At 51.6% G+C, this 20,509-nt stretch carries 16 protein-coding genes and 1 pseudogene; 1 reads left to right on the top strand and 16 read right to left on the bottom strand.

What is annotated here, in order from left to right; all coding sequences use genetic code 11:
* Positions 1 to 6: 6 nt before the first annotated feature.
* From trkA to CLFS41_RS09570, 8 genes and pseudogenes are all read right to left on the bottom strand, one after another.
* Complete coding sequence (gene trkA, locus CLFS41_RS09600; RefSeq protein ID WP_007864492.1) at positions 7 to 1,362, bottom strand: Trk system potassium transporter TrkA; 1,356 nt, start codon at positions 1,360 to 1,362, stop codon at positions 7 to 9.
* A gap of 60 nt (positions 1,363 to 1,422) precedes the next feature.
* A complete protein-coding gene (locus tag CLFS41_RS09595) occupies positions 1,423 to 2,628 on the bottom strand; it encodes a ribonuclease E/G (protein WP_045092154.1) in 1,206 nt (401 codons plus the stop codon).
* Entirely contained in the window at positions 2,628 to 3,374 is a 747-nt protein-coding gene (locus tag CLFS41_RS09590) for a TIGR03936 family radical SAM-associated protein (protein WP_007864487.1), read from the bottom strand. The genes CLFS41_RS09595 and CLFS41_RS09590 overlap by 1 nt, the downstream gene beginning before the upstream one ends.
* Positions 3,375 to 3,379: 5 nt before the next feature.
* On the bottom strand, positions 3,380 to 5,248 hold the full coding sequence (locus CLFS41_RS09585; protein ID WP_045092153.1) for a TIGR03960 family B12-binding radical SAM protein: 1,869 nt from the start codon (positions 5,246 to 5,248) through the stop codon (positions 3,380 to 3,382).
* A 751-nt stretch (positions 5,249 to 5,999) separates the two neighbouring features.
* Positions 6,000 to 6,128, bottom strand: a pseudogene (locus CLFS41_RS31145) (helix-turn-helix domain-containing protein); the annotation flags it as partial.
* Positions 6,128 to 7,732: an ABC transporter substrate-binding protein gene (locus CLFS41_RS09580; RefSeq protein WP_045092152.1), complete on the bottom strand. Its 1,605-nt coding sequence runs from the start codon at positions 7,730 to 7,732 to the stop codon at positions 6,128 to 6,130. The pseudogene CLFS41_RS31145 and the gene CLFS41_RS09580, both read right to left, overlap by 1 nt.
* On the bottom strand, positions 7,729 to 10,311 hold the full coding sequence (locus CLFS41_RS09575) for a response regulator (RefSeq protein ID WP_045092151.1): 2,583 nt from the start codon (positions 10,309 to 10,311) through the stop codon (positions 7,729 to 7,731). Before CLFS41_RS09575 ends, CLFS41_RS09580 begins: the two co-directional genes overlap by 4 nt.
* Before the next feature lie 267 nt (positions 10,312 to 10,578).
* Positions 10,579 to 11,619 carry an amidohydrolase family protein gene (locus CLFS41_RS09570; protein ID WP_007864476.1) on the bottom strand — a complete coding sequence of 347 codons (1,041 nt, stop codon included), beginning with the start codon at positions 11,617 to 11,619 and terminating at the stop codon, positions 10,579 to 10,581.
* 123 nt (positions 11,620 to 11,742) lie between these two features.
* Between CLFS41_RS09570 and CLFS41_RS09565 the strand changes: the two genes are divergently transcribed.
* Positions 11,743 to 12,618, top strand: a complete 876-nt coding sequence (locus tag CLFS41_RS09565) for a LysR family transcriptional regulator (RefSeq protein WP_007864473.1) — start codon at positions 11,743 to 11,745, stop codon at positions 12,616 to 12,618.
* A 36-nt stretch (positions 12,619 to 12,654) separates the two neighbouring features.
* On the opposite strand, the gene CLFS41_RS09560 is transcribed toward CLFS41_RS09565, so the two are convergent.
* The 8 genes from CLFS41_RS09560 to CLFS41_RS30575 form a co-directional block, all read right to left on the bottom strand.
* A complete protein-coding gene (locus tag CLFS41_RS09560; protein ID WP_007864470.1) occupies positions 12,655 to 13,398 on the bottom strand; it encodes an SDR family oxidoreductase in 744 nt (247 codons plus the stop codon).
* A gap of 46 nt (positions 13,399 to 13,444) precedes the next feature.
* Positions 13,445 to 14,707: an alpha/beta hydrolase gene (locus CLFS41_RS09555; protein ID WP_007864467.1), complete on the bottom strand. Its 1,263-nt coding sequence runs from the start codon at positions 14,705 to 14,707 to the stop codon at positions 13,445 to 13,447.
* A 29-nt stretch (positions 14,708 to 14,736) separates the two neighbouring features.
* The gene (locus tag CLFS41_RS09550) at positions 14,737 to 15,693 is read right to left on the bottom strand and encodes an ABC transporter ATP-binding protein (RefSeq protein WP_007864464.1); all 957 of its coding nucleotides are present in this window, start codon (positions 15,691 to 15,693) and stop codon (positions 14,737 to 14,739) included.
* Between the two features lie 3 nt (positions 15,694 to 15,696).
* The gene (locus tag CLFS41_RS09545; RefSeq protein WP_045092150.1) at positions 15,697 to 16,677 is read right to left on the bottom strand and encodes an ABC transporter ATP-binding protein; all 981 of its coding nucleotides are present in this window, start codon (positions 16,675 to 16,677) and stop codon (positions 15,697 to 15,699) included.
* Between the two features lie 17 nt (positions 16,678 to 16,694).
* Positions 16,695 to 17,558, bottom strand: a complete 864-nt coding sequence (locus CLFS41_RS09540) for an ABC transporter permease (protein ID WP_007864462.1) — start codon at positions 17,556 to 17,558, stop codon at positions 16,695 to 16,697.
* The gene (locus tag CLFS41_RS09535; protein ID WP_045092149.1) at positions 17,555 to 18,514 is read right to left on the bottom strand and encodes an ABC transporter permease; all 960 of its coding nucleotides are present in this window, start codon (positions 18,512 to 18,514) and stop codon (positions 17,555 to 17,557) included. Before CLFS41_RS09535 ends, CLFS41_RS09540 begins: the two co-directional genes overlap by 4 nt.
* 24 nt (positions 18,515 to 18,538) lie before the next feature.
* On the bottom strand, positions 18,539 to 20,230 hold the full coding sequence (locus tag CLFS41_RS09530) for an ABC transporter substrate-binding protein (RefSeq protein ID WP_045092148.1): 1,692 nt from the start codon (positions 20,228 to 20,230) through the stop codon (positions 18,539 to 18,541).
* 80 nt (positions 20,231 to 20,310) lie between these two features.
* Positions 20,311 to 20,509: hypothetical protein (locus CLFS41_RS30575; RefSeq protein WP_045092147.1), on the bottom strand; the 199-nt coding region annotated here is incomplete at its 5' end.

Genomic DNA, 20,509 nt, shown 5'->3' with positions numbered 1-20,509 from the left:
CCCGCCTTATCCCAAAATGTCCTTTAAGTCATTAAGCCCTGTGTGTGTGGTCACAATGATGACCGAGTCACCAATCTGGATCACATCCTTGCCGCGGGGCGTGATAAACTTTCCATTCCTGCTAATACAGGCAACCAGCAGATTGCTCTTAAGTTTCAGTGTTTCCAGCGGGATCCCCACTGCCGGCGAGTGCTCCCTCACCCTGAATTCCAGGGCCTCGGCCTTGTCCGCAACGATCTTGTAAAGTGTCTCTATGTTACTTCCCATGGAATTCTGCATGGCGCGGACATACTGGAGAATGATATCCGCGGTCAGCATCTTGGGATAGATCACACTTCCCAGGTTCAGGGAATTGATCACATTTTCAAAGGCGATCTTATTGACCTTTGTGATCAGCTTTGCCCGGGACTGGCTGGCCGCGTACAGGGAGAGCATGATATTTTCCTCGTCAAAACCGGTCAGGGATGCAAATGCCTCTGTCTGGCGGATCCCCTCCTCCAAAAGGAGCTGCTGGTCGGAGCCATCCCCGTGAATGATCATGGCTTCCGGAAGCAGTTCACTTAAGAGCCTGCACCGTTCCTCATCCCTCTCAATAATCTTTATCTTGATCTTGGCCCCGGTCAACGCCTTGGCCAGATACACCGTAAGTCTTCCCCCGCCCACAAACATGGCTGAGTTCACCGTATTATTCTCAATACCGGCCTTGCGGAAGAATTCGGCAGAGTCCGAATGGGGCGCGATAAAGGAGATCTTGTCCCCTCCCAGCATTACAAAATTACCATCCGGGATCACCACGTCCTCACCGCGCTCAACCGCGCAGATCAGCACATTGCTCTTTAGCTTGCTCACCACTTCCAAAACCTTCATCTGGTCCAGACAGGAGCCCTTTGGGATCTGGAATTTAAGCAGCTCGATCCTTCCCTTTGCGAACGGCTCGATCTTGATCGCGCTGGGGAAACGCAGCAGCCTGGCAATCTCCCTTGCAGCCGCAAGTTCCGGATTAATGGCCAGGGACAAGTTCAGTTCCTCACGGATATAATTGATCTCTGCCGAGTATTCAGGGTTGCGGATACGGGCAATGGTGTGGCAGTTACCTGCCTTTTTGGCAATCAGGCAGCAGAGCATGTTCAGCTCATCGGAATTGGTGGTGGCGATCAGAAGATCCGCCTCCTTGATCCCGGCCTCCATCTGGACCTGGTATACGGCTCCATTTCCCGTGACGCACATGACGTCAATGCTGTCAGCCACTGCTTGCAGCGCCTCGCCGTCTGAGTCGATCAAAGTGATATCGTGATGCTCCCTGTTCAGCTGCTCGGCCAGGGTGGTTCCCACCTTGCCGCAGCCAACAATTATAATCTTCATTTCCTTCCCCTTTAACTCCCTTATGTGATATTCTTATGTGATATTCTAACGCGATCCGTTTTATTGTGTTTTGTCAGAAGGCGGAAGGACCTGCTCGTAAAGCGGTTTCCTCACCTTTTTCCTGGTAACCTCTACAAGATTCAGCCTGGTCATATCCACTACGGTTGTCTTTACCGGATCCTTTGAGACCACTTCTCCCAGATGGCGCATCAGCATCTCCCGGTCCTCCTCCTGTTCCATGTCAATGAAATCAATGAGAATGATCCCTGAGAGATTTCTCAGCCTGAGCTGGCGGCCGATCTCCTCTGCCGCCTCCATATTGATCCTGCATATGGTTTCCCGCATATTTTTCTTTCCCGCGTATTTGCCCGTGTTGACATCGATCACCACCATGGCTTCCGTGGGTTCGATCACCAGATATCCCCCGGATTTCAGCCATACATGTTTGCCAAGGGCGCGTTCCACTGCAGTGTCAATGCTGTACAGCTTGGTCAGTGGCAGCAGCTTGTCCTCATAAAACGACAGCTTCCCCGCATCCTCGGCCTGATACTGCTCCAGATACGCCTTCAGCTCTCTGTGATATTCCGGTATGTCCGTAATGATCCCATCCAGGGTACCGCTGTAGGAATCCCTGATCGCGCTGATATATCCGGGTACTGCCCTGTAGATACAGCTGTAACAGGTCCTGCAGGACGCCTCGGCAGCCAGTTTGCAATACAGGCCTTTCAAGTGTTCATATTCCTTTAGGAGCACTTCGTCCGCCACGCCGGCCCCATTGGTCCGCACAATAACGCCAAAACTCTCCTCTTCCCCGGAAAGCACTTCTTTTAACACTGCCTTGATCCTGGCCTTATATCCATTATCCCCTATTTTGGCAGAAAAGCCAACCCCTGTTTTTCCAACTGTCAGGACACAGTACCTTCCGGTAAATGCCAGCTTTCCTGTAAGGACAGGCGCTTTGGTCTTCACCGCATCCCGGCTCACCTGGACCACGATCTCGTCTCCGGCCTTCAGCTTTCCGGTGGATTGTGAGACAAAGATATGTTCCTTATTCTCATCCAGGCTGTAATAACCGGTCCTGCCGTCTCCGATGTCCACAAATGCGGCATTGATATTGCCCACCACCTTCTGGACCTTTCCAATATAGATATTGTTAAGCAAAGAGGAGGAATCCTCCGGTTCCATCATGATCTGGGTGATCCCGCTCTTTGAGGAAACAGCCGTACAGACCTTTCCCCTCCACTGTGTTACGATCAGTTTATCCATTACAATATTTCCTGTCCCAGCTCTTCCAGCGGTATAAATGTGTGGTTTCCTTTTTCCTTTTGGTCCGTATCCCCAAGGTCCGCATAGACCTCTTCCCTCTGTATCAGGAAAGCAAATGCGGTCCGCTCCTGACCGAGATGGCCGTAATACGCATCCAATACCAGTTCAGGCTTTAAGTTAGATGAACTGCCCGTTGAGATCTTCATAAACAGCGCCGTGTTCCCATCCTCTCCCCGGGTCAGTCTCAGGTCATAGATCAGGGGTTTGATATCCAGTTCCGCCTGTCCCCGTTTGGTCTTTTTCGTTACCACCACTTCCGGCTGCTCATAAAAAGCCAGCAGTCCGCCAAACCACTCCTCCACGCTCATATCCTTTGGCTCGTATCCGGGCCTGAAGGCTACGGTGTAATCGGCGGCAGCCACTATGGACATGGCATTGCCGGCCGTGTCCGGAAGTTCCCTGAAGCTGATGATCTCAAACCCTTCCGACATCACCTGGTTCAGCCGGTTGATCATGGTCCTGGAATCCTCTGTGCCGGACACTTCTATATCCACATACTCCCCATTGCTTGTGATTCCAACTCCCAGGGGTGCTGCAAAAGACATGATCTGGTGAGGACTGAATCCCCCGCTGTAACAGATTTCCACATCTGAACGGCGGATCGCTTTTTGGAAATACCGCATCACATCCAGATGACCAATGAATTTCATGGTTCCATATTTTTTGAATTTTATCCGAATTTTCATATACTCTATTCCTTTACCGTTTCATAGCACACACCGGTGCCAAAATACCTGGCACCGCAGCCAGAACATGTTTGGCGGCAGTTTGGCGTTACCTGTTCCTTCACAGCCGTGTTCCACTCGCGGATCAGGAACTCTTTGGTCACTCCCGCATTGATGAAATCCCAAGGGAACACCTCCTCCAGGCTGCGCTCCCTGGTGGTGTAAAATCCAATATCCACGTTGCAGGTCTCAAACGCTTTCATCCAGATGTCATTGTTAAAATACTCGGACCAGGAATCATAGATCGCACCGGTCCTGTAAGCCTCCTCGATCACCGCGCCCACACGGCGGTCGCCTCTGGCCAGCACACCTTCCAAAACGGTCAGCTCCGCCTCATGCCAGTTATATTTCAGGCTCTTATAATTTCTCATTTCCCTGAACTTGCCGCGTACAATATTGGCCCGCTGGATAAACTCCTCTTTGGTGCACATCCTGGCCCACTGGAACGGTGTGAAGGGCTTTGGAACAAAGAAGGAGGAGCTTGCCACGATCTGTACCTTTCCGTTTCTTTGATCCTTGGGTATCTCATAGTATTCTTCCGCTATTTTTTCTGAGAGAAGAGCGATCCCCTCCATGTCCTCCACGGTTTCTGTGGGAAGCCCCAGCATAAAGTACAGCTTCACCCGGTTCCATCCGGCCTCAAAGGCGTCCTTTGCGCCTTTTAAGATGGTTTCCTCTGTCAGGCCCTTGTTGATCACATCCCTTAAGCGCTGGGAACCGGCTTCCGGCGCAAAGGTCAGGCTGCTCTTTTTAATATCCTGGACCTTGCTCATAACATCCAGTGAAAATGCATCAATCCTCAGGGACGGCAGGGAAATGTTGACCCCCTTGCCCTTGAACTCATCAATAAGGAAATTCACCAGCCCTTCCAGCTGGCTGTAATCACTGGAGCTTAAAGAACTCAGGGAAATCTCATCATTACCCGTGCTCTTTAGCATGTCCCGCGCATACTTTTTCAGGTATTCCAGGCTGTGCTCCCTCAGGGGCCTGTACACATCACCGGCCTGGCAGAAACGGCAGCCCCGGATACATCCCCGCTGGATTTCCAGCACCACCCGGTCCTGGGTCACCTTCATAAATGGAACAAGGGGTGTTTCAATATATCCCACGTCATCCATGTTCCTGACCACCTGCTTTGTGATCACGGGCATGGCATGGCTGTTGTTGGGAAGAAAGCTTTCAATGGTCCCATCCTCTTTGTACGTAACATCATAAAATGCCGGCACATAGATACCGGGTATCTCTGCCGCCAGCTCCAAGAACCTGCGTCTGCCGCCGCCGGCCTTTTTGTTCTCCTTATACCGGTCCATCAGATCAAAATAGACCGTCTCGCCTTCTCCTATATAAAAGATATCGAAGAAGTCCGCCAGCGGTTCCGGATTATAAGCACAGGGGCCTCCTCCCACAACAATGGGATCTTCCTCAGTTCTGTCACATGCGTGAAGAGGGATCCCGGACAGGTCCAGTATTTGCAGCACATTGGTGTAACACATCTCATACTGCAGGGTAATGCCCAGAAAATCAAAATTTTTCACCGGCTCCTGGGTCTCCAGGGTAAAAAGCGGAATGTGCTTTTCCCTGAGCACAGGGTCCAGATCCATCCAGGGCGAATAGACACGCTCACAGTAAATATCATCCCGTTTGTTAAACATGGAGTATAGGATCTGGATGCCCAGATGGGACATTCCGATCTCGTAGACGTCCGGAAAACACATGGCAAAGCGGATGTCCACCTTGGATGCGTCCTTATTTGTCATGTTTACCTCCCCGCCAATGTATCGGGCAGGTTGCTGGATACTTAGTAATATTTCATCAGGTAACGCTAATTTTCTCATAAAATATCGTCCTTATTTTGGTAGTATTGCACAAAATCTTGTGCTTGTTTTTTTCTGTTTCAGGCATTGAAAAAAACTAAAAATTCCACTTTTTATGCTCCCATTTCGGCTGAAAACACCGGCTTTTCAAGAGGTTTTTGTCCCTTTTACGACAACTTTAAATTTTCGGACAAAACAAAACAATTCAACACCATGCATAATTATAGATGATAAATCGGTATTAAGCAATACATTTCACGTAAGCTCTTTAAGAACCTCTTTAAGAAGCCGCCTTTTTTAGCAATTCCTGCGTAAGGCTTTCGGTGAGAAATGCGTTGAGTCCTTCACAGAAAATCATTTCTGCCTCGTCCTTTGGAACCAGTACATTGTTGCTGGTTACTTGGCCGATCCAGCGCTGCGTCTGCAGTTGGGAAATCATATCAGAAGTTTAAACCCGGACTTTTTCACTCAGACCGGTCTGGGATTGTAACTGTTCAGGATATCCGATGTGAAAATTGGTGCAAAAACGGACTTATAAGCATGCTTAACGCCTGCATTTACAGCTATTTTCCCGCCATCCCGAACTGTTACTTTTAATTCATGCATTTGGTTAGTATTCGCTAACCATTATTTAAAAAAATAGGGATTAAATCCCCAAAAACAGTTTGCCTGCCATTCGTCTTCCTCCAGATCATTTCTGCTTCAGTTCATCAGTTCTTGCCTTTTCAAAATGCCTTTTTACAGATACAGAGTAGATTTCGGAAACAGCCGCCACCACTGGTTCTGCCAAAGCGCCGAACAACGCCTCCTTATCATCAAAATGATGATAGAAGGCTCCATTGGTCACATGGGCGTCCTTGCATATTTCCCGGATGCCGGCCCGTTCAAACCCATATTTTATTAGTTCTTTGAAATATCATAGTAATACACACAAGTCTGATACGCCGGATTCTCATAAACGCCGCTGATCCTATTGCTTATAACATAATTCTGCATCATATCATATGCAAAGATCATATAGCATTCGTCCATTATGGTTTCCTGCATCTGTATATACAGCCTTTTCGCGGCATCCCTGTCCGTTGCTGTCAGCTCCACCGCTTCTTTATTCACAGACTCAAATATCCGGTCATCCAAATAGCAGAAATTGTAGCCAACAGAATCCCTGGCATTTACAAGCAGCGCTGAAAACCAGCTGGCAGGATCCGCATAATCAGGCCACCACTGCATTAACATGATATCCTGGCAGTCATCCGGGTCCGCGCTCCCTGCCAGCGCCCTCTGGGCATCCCAGTCCATGCCAAGAAGCTTCAGCGTCACTCCTATGCGTGCAAGATTATCCTTGTAGATCTCCAGCATCTTACTGTAAGACGTATTGCTCCTCATGTAAGAAACCGTCACCGTAACATCTGTGAGGCCGGACCTTTTAACGTATTCTCCTGCCTTTTCCAGGTCACAATCATAGCGCATCAGATCATCGCTATGTCCCCAAAGGCCGGCAGGAATCATACCATGAGACCGCGCGCCGTATCCTGCCAAAACCTCATCCACTGTTTCTTCATATGGAAACGCATATGCCAATGCTTTCCGAAAATCTTTGTTGTTACAGGGAGCGCTCTTTGTGTTTAACATCAGGATCACATTGGTAAATGTATTGGCATGGAGAACGGAAAACTTATCATCCTCCCCCAATGCCTTTAAATCTTCAATTGAAAAATCTGAGGCAAGCTGGGATTCACCTTTTTCAAGCAGTTCTCGGCGGGTACCGGAATCAGGAACCTCCTGTATATAAACGTATTGATACTGGTTGTCCTCCCAGCCGCCGCGATAGCCTTCATAGGCTGCCAGAGTGACTGCCCTTGCCGAAGCTGTGGAAATGGTATAAGGACCGCTTCCACCGTCATTCCCATCATTAAACCATTCCACATCTTTATCAAGAACATTGGGGCTCATGATATAGGCAGCATAGCCTGCTGACGCAATGAGGGGGATTGACGCACTGTAGCTGAGATGGAATGTTACTTCGTACTCTCCGGTTACTTCAATGGAATCCACGCTGTTCCAGATGTAAGCGGCCCCCTTGCCAAGATTAATGGTCCTGTCAATGGATTTTTTGACTGCTTCTGCATTCATTTTTTCTCCATCATGAAAGGTGACATCCTCTCTCAGCCGGAAAACCCACTGGGTGCCATCTTCATTGGATATCCAATTGGTGGCAAGCAATGGTTCAACCTCATCGGTCCGGTCATTGTAGCGGGTCAGGGTTTCATATACATTGTGAAGTATTTTCACACCGTTAGACTGCTCCGTACTTGGATCTAATGTCACATATGGTTCTGAATAATAAGAATGATACAGTACATCCGTGTCCTCACTGCCCTTCTCCCTGCTCTCCCGGCATCCGGTAAGCAGGGAGACAGTAAGCAGAGAAACAGTAAGCAGAGAAACAGTAACCAGGGAAGCAGCAAGCACTGACCCCATCAGAACGGATAATCCTCTTTTCATCCGACTTCACCTCTCCTTTTATTGGCAAGCCCTGCGTCTTTAAGTTCTCCGAAAAGCTTTTTCATATCAATTGGCTTTGCAGCATGGCCATTCATTCCTGCTTCCAGACAAGCCTGTATATCCTCAGCAAAAGCATCCGCAGTCATGGCAATGATGGGAATATTTCGTTTTACCTTATCAGGGAGAGCCCGAATGGCCCTGGAGGCATCACGGCCGTTCATAACAGGCATCTGGATATCCATCAGAACCGCGTCATACGTATCTGCTTCGGAATCACATAAAAGTTCTACACAGATCTGTCCATTCTCTGCCCTGACGGTACTGATATCGTAGTATTTCAGCATTTCCTCTATAATCTCCCAGTTTAAGTCATTGTCCTCTGCAACCAGAAGCCTCAGCCCCTGCAGTCCGCCTGCGTCTTCATCCGCGGATGCGGTTTCAACCTTAGAAAAATGCAGGAACTCGTTCATTTTATCATAGATCACAGACTTAAACATCGGTTTATTGATAAAAGCATGAACCCCTGCCGCCTTAGCTGCATCTTCTATCTCCGTCCAGTCATATGCACTGATGATAATGATCAGAGCTTCATCTCCAACCTTGGCCCGAATGGCTGCCGCAGTCTCAATACCGCCCATATCCGGCATCTTAAAGTCAACAAGCACAACCCTATATCCCTGGCCGGCTTCATGCCTTGCTGCGGCCATTTCAACTGCCGTCCGCCCATTGTCTGCCTTATCAACCGTTACCCCCATAGATACCAGGGTATCCTCCGCGGTTTCAAGGAACACTTCATCATCATCCACAAGCAGCAGCTTAAGGGGCGGCAATACTAAATCATCCGTGGTGGTTTCAGCAATTGGAAGTGTCAGAGTGACAGTGAATTTAGTTCCTTTTCCAATCTCACTTTCACAGTCAATGGTGCCGCCCATAAGATCAGTCAGCTGCTTGGTAATGGCAAGTCCGAGGCCGGAACCCTGTACCTTATCAATACGGGTATCCACCGCGCGGGTAAAGTTCCGGTACATATCACTCATAAATTCCCGGGTCATGCCGATCCCGGTATCCTGAACCGTATAGGTCAGGATCACTTTGCCGCTGTCTTCAGGCAAACGTGTCTGCGCAAGTGTTAAGACGACTTTTCCCCCTGGATCTGTATACTTTACCGCGTTGGACAAAAGGTTGATGAATATCTGGTTGATCCGAAGTTCATCCGCATACAGGTATTCATATGTTATATGGTGCAGGCGGACCTCAAACATCAATCCCTTTTCCTTGATCTGGGGCCTTACGATGTTCACAAGATTTGTACCCGATTCAGCAAGGGAAAACACTACCGGGTGGAGGGTCATTTTTCCTGATTCAACGATTGAAATATCCAACACGTCATTGACCAGAGTAAGTAAATGGTTGCTGGCCAACGTGATCTTTTCAAGGCATCCCAGTACCTGCGGGGGATCATCAATATTTTTTCTTGCAATCGCGGTCATCCCAATGATGGCATTCATCGGCGTACGGATATCATGGGACATGGAGGAGAGAAACCTGGTTTTTGCCATGTTGGCATTCTGCGTCTCCTCCACGCTCTTTTTAAGCTGCCTGTTAATGGACATGATATGGCTTCCATCCAGCAGCAGGAGAAGGAGAAAGCCGATGGTTACATAAAAAAGCATATGCCAGTCAAACCCTATGTCAACCAGCGCTTTGGACTGGATATAACCTACAAACGTGCAGTTTAGTGTGTTCTCTATCTGGCTGCTGACATAATACGCATCTTCACCGGCCTGATCCTTCAGTTCCACCAGGCACTTGTCTTCTTTCTGGAAGGAGCTTTGGAATCGGCCTATATCCACATAGGAAAGACCATTGTTTTGTTTAATAAATGTCCAGAAGGTATCACCGCTCATGGAACCGGACTGAATGATATACCGTCCATTTATGTCTATCAGGGAAACCTCCGCCTCGCGGTAGGCACCTGGGAAAAGCCACTGGGAATGGAGCACATTGACAGGAATCGTTTTTACAAGTATGGCTTTTGCATCTCCTCCTCTGTCATCTCTGACAGTCAGCAAGCTGCAAAATCCAATACTATTGATCCCATCCACCGGATTAATATACGCGGAGGATATGTAGACAGTTCCCTCTCCCCTGGTTCCGTTTATCATTAAAGGAAGTATGTATGTAAATGACTCTGCCACCTGGGAGTAATCAACCTTGTTCCCATTGTTTCCGGAACCGGTAGATAAACCGGACAATGTATCATAATATAATATGTGTACAGAAACATCACTATTTATATTAACTTCCTTCAGATATTCAACGGCTTCTTCCGCCGAATACCCATGGTTCTCTATGTAGGCAGCCCAGCTGTCACACTCATTCTGCAGGCTGCTCATATACCCATAAGATAGTTGGGCGGTGGATTCCACGGCAGCAGTAAACGCATCCCGAGCCGCCCTTTCTTTATCACTTCGTACATTTTGGGAATAGCCCACGCAAAGGATCAATACAAAAACAGCGATTGCAATATTGCTGAGAGCAAGCGCAATGAATCTGTCCTTTCCTCGTTTGGTTTTCATACGCTTTCTCCTCTCTGGGCTTTCCGGGACCGCTATTCATCTTTATGGAATGACAATTTATCACCTCAAAAACATTTTATCATTAGATGGACCGGCAAACAAGAGAATAAAAGATTCCTGCATCATTTTTTCATAGGGAAAACGTTCAGGCAGTCGGCAAGCATATCCGGCATCTCTTTTCACACAAAAAACAACAGCACCGCAAAACCGGACTTTTCCGCTCCTGCAGCACTGCCGCCTATCCATTCCCTATCCCATAAACACGCTCTAAGAAACCTCAATCCCATACAAGCGCGATGCATTTCTCCATAGAATATTTTCCTTATCATCCCCTGAAAGATCCATCCCTCTCACGAAACCGGCTCCCTCTGTCAGCCATTCCGTCCGCACGGGATAGGAGGAACCGTAGATGATATGGTCGGAGCCCAGCACCCGGACCGCACATTCCAGCGATTCCCTGCCCCACGGCTGGGCGTGGCTGGTCTCGAAAAATATATTTTCGGAAAGATACCGGGCCAGCTGCTCCCCGTTATCGTCAAACCGTTTGACCTGGTCCGCTCCCGCAGACCTTGTGGGAACCATCATTTCCTTGAATGCAAAGAAGCCGCCGCCCAGCATGGAATGTACCATCCTGACATGGGGATAGCGCTCAAACATGCCGCTCATCATTTCCCTGCACACAGCCGTCATCTGATCCACACAGCGTCCATAGGACCTGCGCAGGTTGTTGTAGGCGAGCAGGGAACCATGGTCCACCGGCACCGGGGTGTGGTGCACGTAGACGGTCATCCGGTACTCTTCCAGCTTTTCAAACAGAGGGGCAAACGCCTCGTCATCCAGATATAGGTTCCCGTAGTGGGCGCTCATCTGTACCCCCCTCATCCCCAGCTCTCTGTGGCAGCGTTCCAGCTCCGCAAAAGCCGCCTGCCCGCCGAACGGAGGTATGACTGCCAGCGGAATGAGGCGTCCGTTGCTGCGGCGGGCATAATCCGCCATCCCATCGTTAAAAAGCTTTGCCATAGAAAGTCCCAGCCATTCATGGCAGCATGGCACCTTCATAACCCCTTTGTCGATTCCCGCCAGGTCCATGTCATGCAGCTGCTTTTCCAGCTCATAATCTCCCTCTGCATAATTCACTCCGGGACAGCCTGCCGGGCGTTCGATGACAATCTCTTTTCTTTTGTCCCTGTCAAGAACCCGGCCCGCGGTCCCGTAAGCCCGGGGAATGTCCGCCAGGAACAGGGAAAGCAGTTTGTCATCTTTGAAAACCTGCTCCGGGAACCAATATACGTTTGCATCTATTACCATGTCCGATACCTCTTTTTCTTCATACTTAGTTTTAGAGCGTGTTCCGCCGGGAGTACTTGCGGTTTCCCGCAGAAAACCTTATAATACTTCTGGAAGGTATTATTACATCAGGGGAGAATATTAATGGATATTGATTACATTCACGAATTTGTTGTTCTGGCCGATACCGGCAATTATATGGAAGCCGCCGATAAGCTTTTTCTTACGCAGTCATCCCTTACCAGGCATATCCAGAAGCTGGAAGCCGACCTGGGCGTCCTCCTGTTTGACCGCTCCACCAGACACATTGAGCTTAATAAATACGGGAATCTGTTCATGCCCTATGCCCGGCAGATCTCTCAGCTTCAGAAGGAATATACCACCACATTCTGCAATGAACTGAACCGGGAACGCGGCACGATCCGGATCGGAGCCATACCTGTGATGGCCCAGTACCAGATCACGGATATCCTGGCGCGGTTCCAGCAGGAGAACCGGAATTTTATGCTGGATATCCAGGAAGCGGATTCCCTGAAGCTGATCCAGATGCTGCGCGATGAGGAGATTGATTTTGCAGTGATCCGTGAATCCGATGATGCTTCCAGCGCGTTTTGCAAAATCCCCATCACCCAGGATACGCTGGCGGCCCTGATGCCGGCCGGCCATCCCCTGGCAGTAAAGGACCACATTGAATTAAAGCAGCTTTACCGCGACTCTTTCCTGCTCCTGGGCCGGGACACTTTCATGTATTCCCTCTGTGTCCGCGAGTGCCGCAGCGCGGGATTTGAACCCCACATAGCATTTACCAGCAACCGGGTGGACAACATCATCGGCCTGGTCAGCAAGGGCATGGGCGTGGGCCTTCTCACCAAACGGCCCGTCATGTCCGCCAACCATTCGGAGATTGCAGTGGTGGACATCCTGCCTGCCATTACCACCACCATCAGCCTGGCCTACCTGCCCGGCAAAAAGCTGACCGCTCCCCAGCAGCAGCTGGTTAAAATTTTTGAGAGCCTGTGATGTGCAGGCTCTTTTCCATTGAATCCTTTTGGCCTTTCACCCCATATACATCCCGCCGTTTAACCGCAGCACCTGCCCGGTCATAAACCCGGCCTCCTCGCTGGCCAGATAACACACGGCCGCTCCAAAGTCCCGGGGCGTTCCGTTGCGCCCTGCGGGAATCCTTGGAATCAGCGTTTTATTGTCCAGCTCATCCTCCCACTCCACGGGGTGGTCGTTTTCCATGCCGCCCTTCGCAATACAGTTGACCGTAATCCCCTGCCCGGCCAGGGCCTGGGCGAGATACCGCGTCATGGAAATCACTCCGCCTCTGGCCGCACAGTCGGGCAGCCCTTCCTCCTGCATCCCGTTCTCCGCGCTGATGCCCGCCATCAGGATGATGCGGCCCGCCCGGCTCTTTGCCAGATAGGGGAGTGCTTTCTGCACCATGGTAAAGCTGCCTGTAATCTGGTGGTGAAGTTTCTGGTCCAGCTCCTGCTCCGTGATATCGGAAAGCCCTTTTAAGCGGGCCGGCGCGCCCTGGTTGGGGATAATCACATCCACGGAACCGAATCTTTGGCACACCTCCCCGTAGACCGCTCCGTCCCCATTTTCATTGCTCAGGGCAATACAGGTTCCCGGATGATGTTCTACCTCGGCGATCAGCCGCCTGGCATCCTCCATGTTGTGGGTCACCATAACCACGTTCATTCCTGCCTCTGTCAGCATGTGCACGGCCCCGGCCCCCACATGGCCCGTGGCCCCGGCAATCACTGCCGTACGTCCTTTTAATGTATACATATTCCTCTCCATCTGTCCGGCGTTCCGAAGCATATTTAATAATGCTTTAGATAAACCGCCCGTTCTGGTCAATCCACGAGTCCACAAAATCAAACAGCACCTTCACCGTATCGCCGAACTGTCCCGGATAGCTCTCCGCCTCGTAAGCCGGCGTAAAGTTATGCCCGGCGCCTTCCATAAAGCCCAGGGTCTTATCCGTGCTCCCGGCCCGCTCATAGATCACCTCGGATGCAAGGTATTCATAGCTGCCGGTCATGCCCACGGCAAGCATGGGAACATGGATTCCCGTCACATTGCCCGGAGGGCAGCAGTAGGACGAATCCCAGTCAACTCCGTACACTCCGTCCTCACCCACATGGAATTCCTCTGTGGTCCTGACCGCCTGGGACCGGAGAAATGTTTTCACCGTGGTCATAACGGCTCCGCTTCGCAGGGAACCCGTATTCTGCTGTCCGGGACGCGATACCCGGACGCTTGGCACCACCTGAAGGGTGATACTTCCGTCCCCGTGCAGCAGAGGCCATTCCTTCTTTGTGTGGGACAGCAGACTCAAATCCTGGGGAAACAGCTTGTTATTGGGCGCAATCTGGTTGGCCCCCGGAATCACCATGGGTTCATCATCCAGATAGTTTCCCCGGCCCTCCCCGATCTCCTTAAGACGGAGCAGCGCATGGCCGATCAGCCGGTTGCCCCTGGCGCCTTGGGCGCGGTAGAATTCCCGCTTGAATGTCTCGCTGTAATTGGAACCGTCCGGGTGAAACCCATGATCCATGTTAAAAAGATCCAGCTTTGGATTGCGCCTGGTTCCATTGAATTCTTCCTCGATTGCAGGATCCAGGCTGAACAGGGTCATTGCTCCGTTTCCAAAATTGGAATCCAGGAACATGACGCCGTCCGCCGCGGTCAGCTCCTCAGCCAGGCCGCAGGGAATCAGCTTTTCCGGTCCCTGAAAGACCTTTGCCCCATTCTCCGCCACGCACTGGTAAGCGCTCATCAGGGTAGCGCCCCCGCTGTGTCCCAACAGCAGCACCTTCTCAATGCCCGGATACGACTTCAGGAAATCCACCGCCCGCTTTACGTCCAGCATCTTGTCGTCCAGCGTGGATTTGTCATCCGCAACCACCGCGGTCAGAACACGGTATCCCCTCTTTGCCAGCTCCGGCGCGGGCAGAAAACCCAGATAGCTCTCATCCGAGTGCATCAGCACGATACCGATCTTGCTTTTCCTGCCCAGAAGATCCGGCTCATAGAGCAGGCCCGGCACCCGGTCCGGAAGCGGTACAAATGCGATTTTATAATTATCCGACATAATAATTCCTCTCTTTACTTCTTTTCTCTTTACCCATTGATCTCCGACACGCGGCAGCAGGACACAAAATGGCGGCCCGATACCTCGGTCAGCTCCTGGGGCTGTCTGCACGCCTCGGCCGCATAGGGGCATCTGGAATAGAACCGGCAGCCCGGCTTGGGGTTAATGGGCGAGGTGATCTCCCCTTTTAGCGGAAGCCGCTTCATGGGATGCAGGATATCGGTGGACGGAATGGCGGACAGCAGCGCTTTTGTATATGGATGCAGGGTATGTGCAAACAATTCAGCGCTGGGCGCCTTCTCCACCAGCTGTCCCAGGTACATCACGCAGATATTGTCCGAAATATGGCGTACCACGGACAGGTCGTGTGTGACAAACATATAGGCAGCGCCGCTTTTCTCCTGAAGGTCCATCAGCAGGTTCAGCACCTGTGCCTGGATGGATACGTCCAGGGCGCTGACCGGCTCGTCACAGACGATAAATTCGGGATTCAGCGCCAGGGCCCGGGCGATTCCCACCCTCTGGCGGCGTCCTCCGTCCAGCTCATGGGGATAGGAACGGCGCAGGCGCTCATCCACCCCCACCAGGTCCATCAGGCGGCTGGCCTCATCCCGCAGCTCCGACCTGGAACGGAACCTTCCCGAGCGTTTCAGCGGCTCCATGATGGTGGATTCGATCCGCATCCGCGGGTTCAGGCTTGAGTACGGGTCCTGGAACACGATCTGCATCTGTTCCCGTACCGTTCTCAGTTCCCCTCCCCGGACATGGGTGATGTCCGTTCCGTTTAACAGAATCTCACCTTCCGTGGCCTCCTGCAGACGGATGAGGGTGCGTCCAAGGGTGGATTTCCCACACCCCGACTCTCCCACCACGCCCAGGGTCTCTCCTTTTTCAATTGAAAATGACACGTCATCCACCGCGTGATTGATTCCCGCAGGCACTTTGAAGTATTTTTTCAAATGTTTCACTTCGATCAGGGACGGCATATACTAATCCTCCTTTTGTTTGAGACCGCATCTGCAAAAATGGCCGGGTGCAATTTCTCTGAATTCGATTTTCCCCTTGCTGCATCCGCCCTTTGCATGGGGACAGCGCGGTGCAAACGCACAGCCCTCCGGCAGGTCGGTGGGGTCCGGCGGCGAACCGGTAATGGGCTTTAGCCGCCTGGCCTGGCTGTTCATGCCGGGCAGGGAGTGAAACAGGCCAACGGTGTACGGGTGGGACGGATGCAGGAAAATGTCTTCCCTGCTGCCGTATTCCAGTATCTCCCCTGCATAGATCACGGCCACCCGGTCGCTGGTCTCGGCCACCACGCCCAGGTCATGGGTGATCAGCAGCATGGAGGTGTTGTATTTAACCTTTAAGTCCTTGATGAGGTCCAGCACCTGGGCCTGGATGGTCACGTCCAGGGCCGTGGTCGGTTCATCCGCAAGCAGCAGGTCCGGGCTGCAGGCCAGAGCCATGGCAATCACCACGCGCTGTTTCATACCGCCGGAGAACTCAAAGGGGTATTCGGCAAACCGCTCCGCCGGAATCCCCACCAGCTCCAGCATTTTCCCGGCCTCCTCCTCCGCTTCCTTCCTGGTATAGTCGTTGTGCAGCAGCAGTCCCTCCACGATCTGCTCCCCCACCGCCATAATGGGGTTGAGAGCCGTCATGGGGTCCTGGAAGATCATGGCGATCTTCCCGCCGCGGATTTTCAGCATTTCCTCCGCCGGCTTTTTGAGCAGGTCCTCGCCTTCCAGAATAATCCGCCCCTGCTTCAGCCTGGCCGGCGGATTGGGCAGGATTCCAAGGATCGCCTTGGCAATGGTCGTCTTGCCGGCTCCCGTCTCACCCACCAGGGCCAGCGTCTCCCCCTTATCCATATCAAAGGAAATGCCGTTAACCGCATGGACCGTCTTCCTGCCGGATGTGTAGATCACCTCCAGGTCCCGCACCGAAAGAAATTTCTGTGTAGTTTCATCCATTTTCTTAAACACTCCTTTCAACTGCGAAGCTTCGGGTCCATGGCATCGCGCAGTCCGTCACCGATCAGATTGATAGCCAGCACGGTAAGCGCAATGACAATTCCGGGGAACATGATCAAATGCGGGTAATTCAGTATATGGGTTCTGGCATCCGCCAGCATGGCGCCCCATTCCGGCGTGGGCGGCTGGACTCCCAGGCCGATGTAGGACAGGGCCGCCGCCATGGTGATGTTCATGCCGATATTCATGGTGGCGTCCACGATCACCGGGGATACCACGTTTGGCAGGATGTGGCGGAACATAATGCTTAGATGGGAACAGTTGATGGACTGGGCCGCCTCCAGGTAATCCTTGGAGCGCTCCGAGAGAATCTGCCCCCGGATCAGGCGCACGTCAATGGGCACATTTCCAATGGCCAGGGCCAGCACCGTATGGAAGAATCCCGCGCCCAGCACAGCTGAAATGAGGATGCACAACAGCATACTCGGAAGGCTGGACCAGATGTCCAGAAAACGCATGATCAGAGTCTCCGTCCTGCCGCCGAAATATCCGGCGATACAGCCGATCAGGCATCCCAGCACCGCGCTGAACACTGCGGCGCAGATTCCCAGGGCCAGGGAATACCTTCCCCCGTAGAGAAGGCGGCTGAACAGGTCGCGTCCCATTGCGTCTGTCCCGAATATATGCTTAAGGGACGGCGTCCCAAACATACCCGCCAGATCCATTTCATTTACGCCGTAAGGCGCGATCATGGATGCGGCTGCACATGACAGGACAATGAGGGCCAGCAGGACCATTCCCACCCTGGAACCCTTATTTTTCCAGATTCTTGTAAATGTCTCTGCAAAAAGTGATGATTCGCCTGTTTGATTCATTTTCATGCCTTGACCGCCTTTCTCTTTTTCACGCCCGAATACTGAGCCTTGATTCTCGGGTCAATGAGTGCATAAATCAGGTCCACCGCCAGCATAACCAGGGCTGTGAAGACCGCAAAGAACAGTACGCAGGCCCTGACTACCGGAAAATCCCGCATGTTGATCGCATTCAGCATATAAAGTCCCACGCCGGGAACGGAAAACACGCTTTCTATCACAGCGGACCCGGCCACGATTCTTGCAAACCCGGCGCCGATGGATGTGATGATGGGCATCAGCGCATTGGGAAGCATGTGCTTTAAAACGACCATTTTCTCATGCTGGCCCTTGGCCCTTGCCGTGGTAATGTAATCCTCGCGGAATACCCCCAGCATACTGGCCCTGGTCTGGCGCGCATTGACCGCGATTCCGCCCAGGGCGCTGCATATGATAGGCATTACATAATACTGGGGGCCTCCGATTCCGTAGGAGGGAAGCCAGCCCAGCTTTGCCGAGAACAGAAGGATCATCATCAGAGCCACCCAGAAATCCGGGCAGGAGATGAAAATCATGGCAATGGCCATGGTCAGGGAATCCTGCCATCTGCCCTCGTGGGTCGCCGCAAAGATCCCAAGATACAGGCCCAGTCCCAGGTTCAGCACCATGGCGCTGACGCCGATCAGGATGGTACGCGGCAGGCGCACCAGCATTTCCTGGTAAACAGGTTTGTCGTAAACCCAGGAATTCCCGAAATCCATCCGGATAAATGTATTGTAGAAATAGCTTCCCAGCTGTGCCGGATACGGCCGGTCGATCCCCATCTTTGTCCGCATGAGAGCGATATCGGACGCGGAGGCATTTCCTCCGGCGATCACAACAGCAGGGTCGCCGGGGGTAAAATACAGGATAGTAAATATGATAAATGCCGTTCCAAGCACAATTACGATCATCCAGAGCAGTCTCTTTAATATATATTTTCCCATATGATTCACTCCGATTTTTACAGGTTAATCCAAATAATAGTCGCATGCTCCCGGAAGAAGGAATTCACTCTCGCGGTACACCAGGTTTGCAAACTCTTTGCTGTACACCGCGTTCATCTTCGGCATGCACAGCGCATGATAATACGCGTTCTCCACAATGTAATCATGGACCTTGGCCATGTTTTCCTTGTTGTGTCCCTCTGCCGTGTTGGCTGTCTCAAACAGCTCCTGCAGTGTATCATCATGTAAAAATGCCATATTGAAACCGGTTCCGAACTCATTGTAATTGATGGGCCGGTTCCACTCTCCCACCTGTGTGCCGCCGCCGGGATTCCACAGCAGCAGATCCCAGGCTTTTGGATTATTCACATCGGACTGCACCAGCGCGCTTTCCTTGGAATTGATCTCCACATTGATTCCGGCCTGTAAAAGCAGGGCCTGGATCATGGTCATGATGCTCTTTAAGTCTTCCCGGTTAAATCCTTCCAGGGAGATGGTTTCCCCGTTATAGCCGGACTTGCCCAGATATTCCTTGGCCTTCTCCAGGTCATATGTATTCATGTATGTCTCCGTGTTCTCCCATGCCGGATCGTAATCGTCAAAGAACGGGGTTCCGAACGCCTTGGCCGCAATACATGTGCCGGTAGCTGCCGCGATCGCATTGTTGTCCAGTGCATAGAAAATGGCCTTTCTCAGGTTGACATCGCTCATAAGACCGCCTTCCGTACAGTTGGGAATCAGTACGTACATCTCAGATCCCTGGGTTACAAACACACCGTAACGGTCCGCATACTGCCCTCCCTCTGCAAAGTCGGCCAGGTTCTCTGCAGGAACTGCCTGTGAATACTGGATCTGGTCCGTACTGAGAGCAATGACATGCTGGGACGCCTCGGCAATAATATCATACTCAATGGTCTGTACATTTGCCTTGTGGTTCGCGTCTCTAAGTTCTTCAGACTGCCAGTATTTGTCATTGGCCACCAGGGTCAGATGGGAACCGGATACATACTCGCTGACCGTGTACGGACCAGTGCCGACAGGCTTGTCCGCAAAGCCTCCGATCTCCTCGTAGGATTTCTGCGAAACGATCATGGTGCGGCACCACGGCCACTCCAAAGCTCCCACCTGCTTAACAGGACCTGTCCATGTATACTCCACAGTATAGTCATCGACTGCCTTTACACTGTCAAAGATATCATATTTTACTGCATTTCCCGAATCCACGATCAGCCCAACGGAAAAAACCACGTCCTGGGCCTTGATCTGGTTGCCGGCTGCATCGTAGATGTTGTCATACAGCGTCACCCTGGTGTGGGTCTCATCCACGTTCTCATACTCCTTTGCCATGATCGAAACATACTCGCCTCCCCTGAAATCAAAGAGCGCCTCGTAAATATTGTAGTAAATATACTGTTTGCTGTGATCCCCGGCCCATGTATACGGCGCAAGGTCCTGAGGATCACTGGAAAGCGCAACCGTCACCTTTTCGTAGCGCCCGTCCGAGTCAGCCGTTGTCCTCCGCCCCGCTTCCGCCGTGGGGGCTTCGGACGAAGCCGCGGCCGCCTGCTCCTTGTTATCTTCTGGAGCACTTCCCGCCTCTGACGTCTTCGCCGCGGCTCCCCCGCCGCCACAGGCTGCCAGAGAAACTGCCATGGATGCCGCCAATGTCACTGCCATTACACGCTTTAACAAATTTCCGCCCCATCTTTTCTGCATTTCTTGTACCTCCCAATCAATTTGTGTGATTTTATTTTAGTATATTTGTCAATAATGAACAAACCGATTTTGGAAGTGATTTATGCAGTTTGTGCAATTAGTATGTTCTTGAGCAAGGTCCGGGCCTTGATACCCGTTGTTTCCCAAGGCCCTGCTATAGGCCTCCGGGAAGGGGGCATAGTGTCTGTTTTTATCAGATATCCCTTTGCGGGAAAAAGGGAATAGATATTGTGGGTCTTATAATAGATGGCTACAACAATGCGCTCCCCCCCCCCCCCC

The sequence above is a fragment of the Clostridium sp. FS41 genome (genome assembly GCF_000954015.1).
In the GTDB taxonomy this organism is placed as follows: domain Bacteria; phylum Bacillota; class Clostridia; order Lachnospirales; family Lachnospiraceae; genus Enterocloster; species Enterocloster citroniae.
This window is presented reverse-complemented; position numbering and strand designations above follow the sequence as displayed.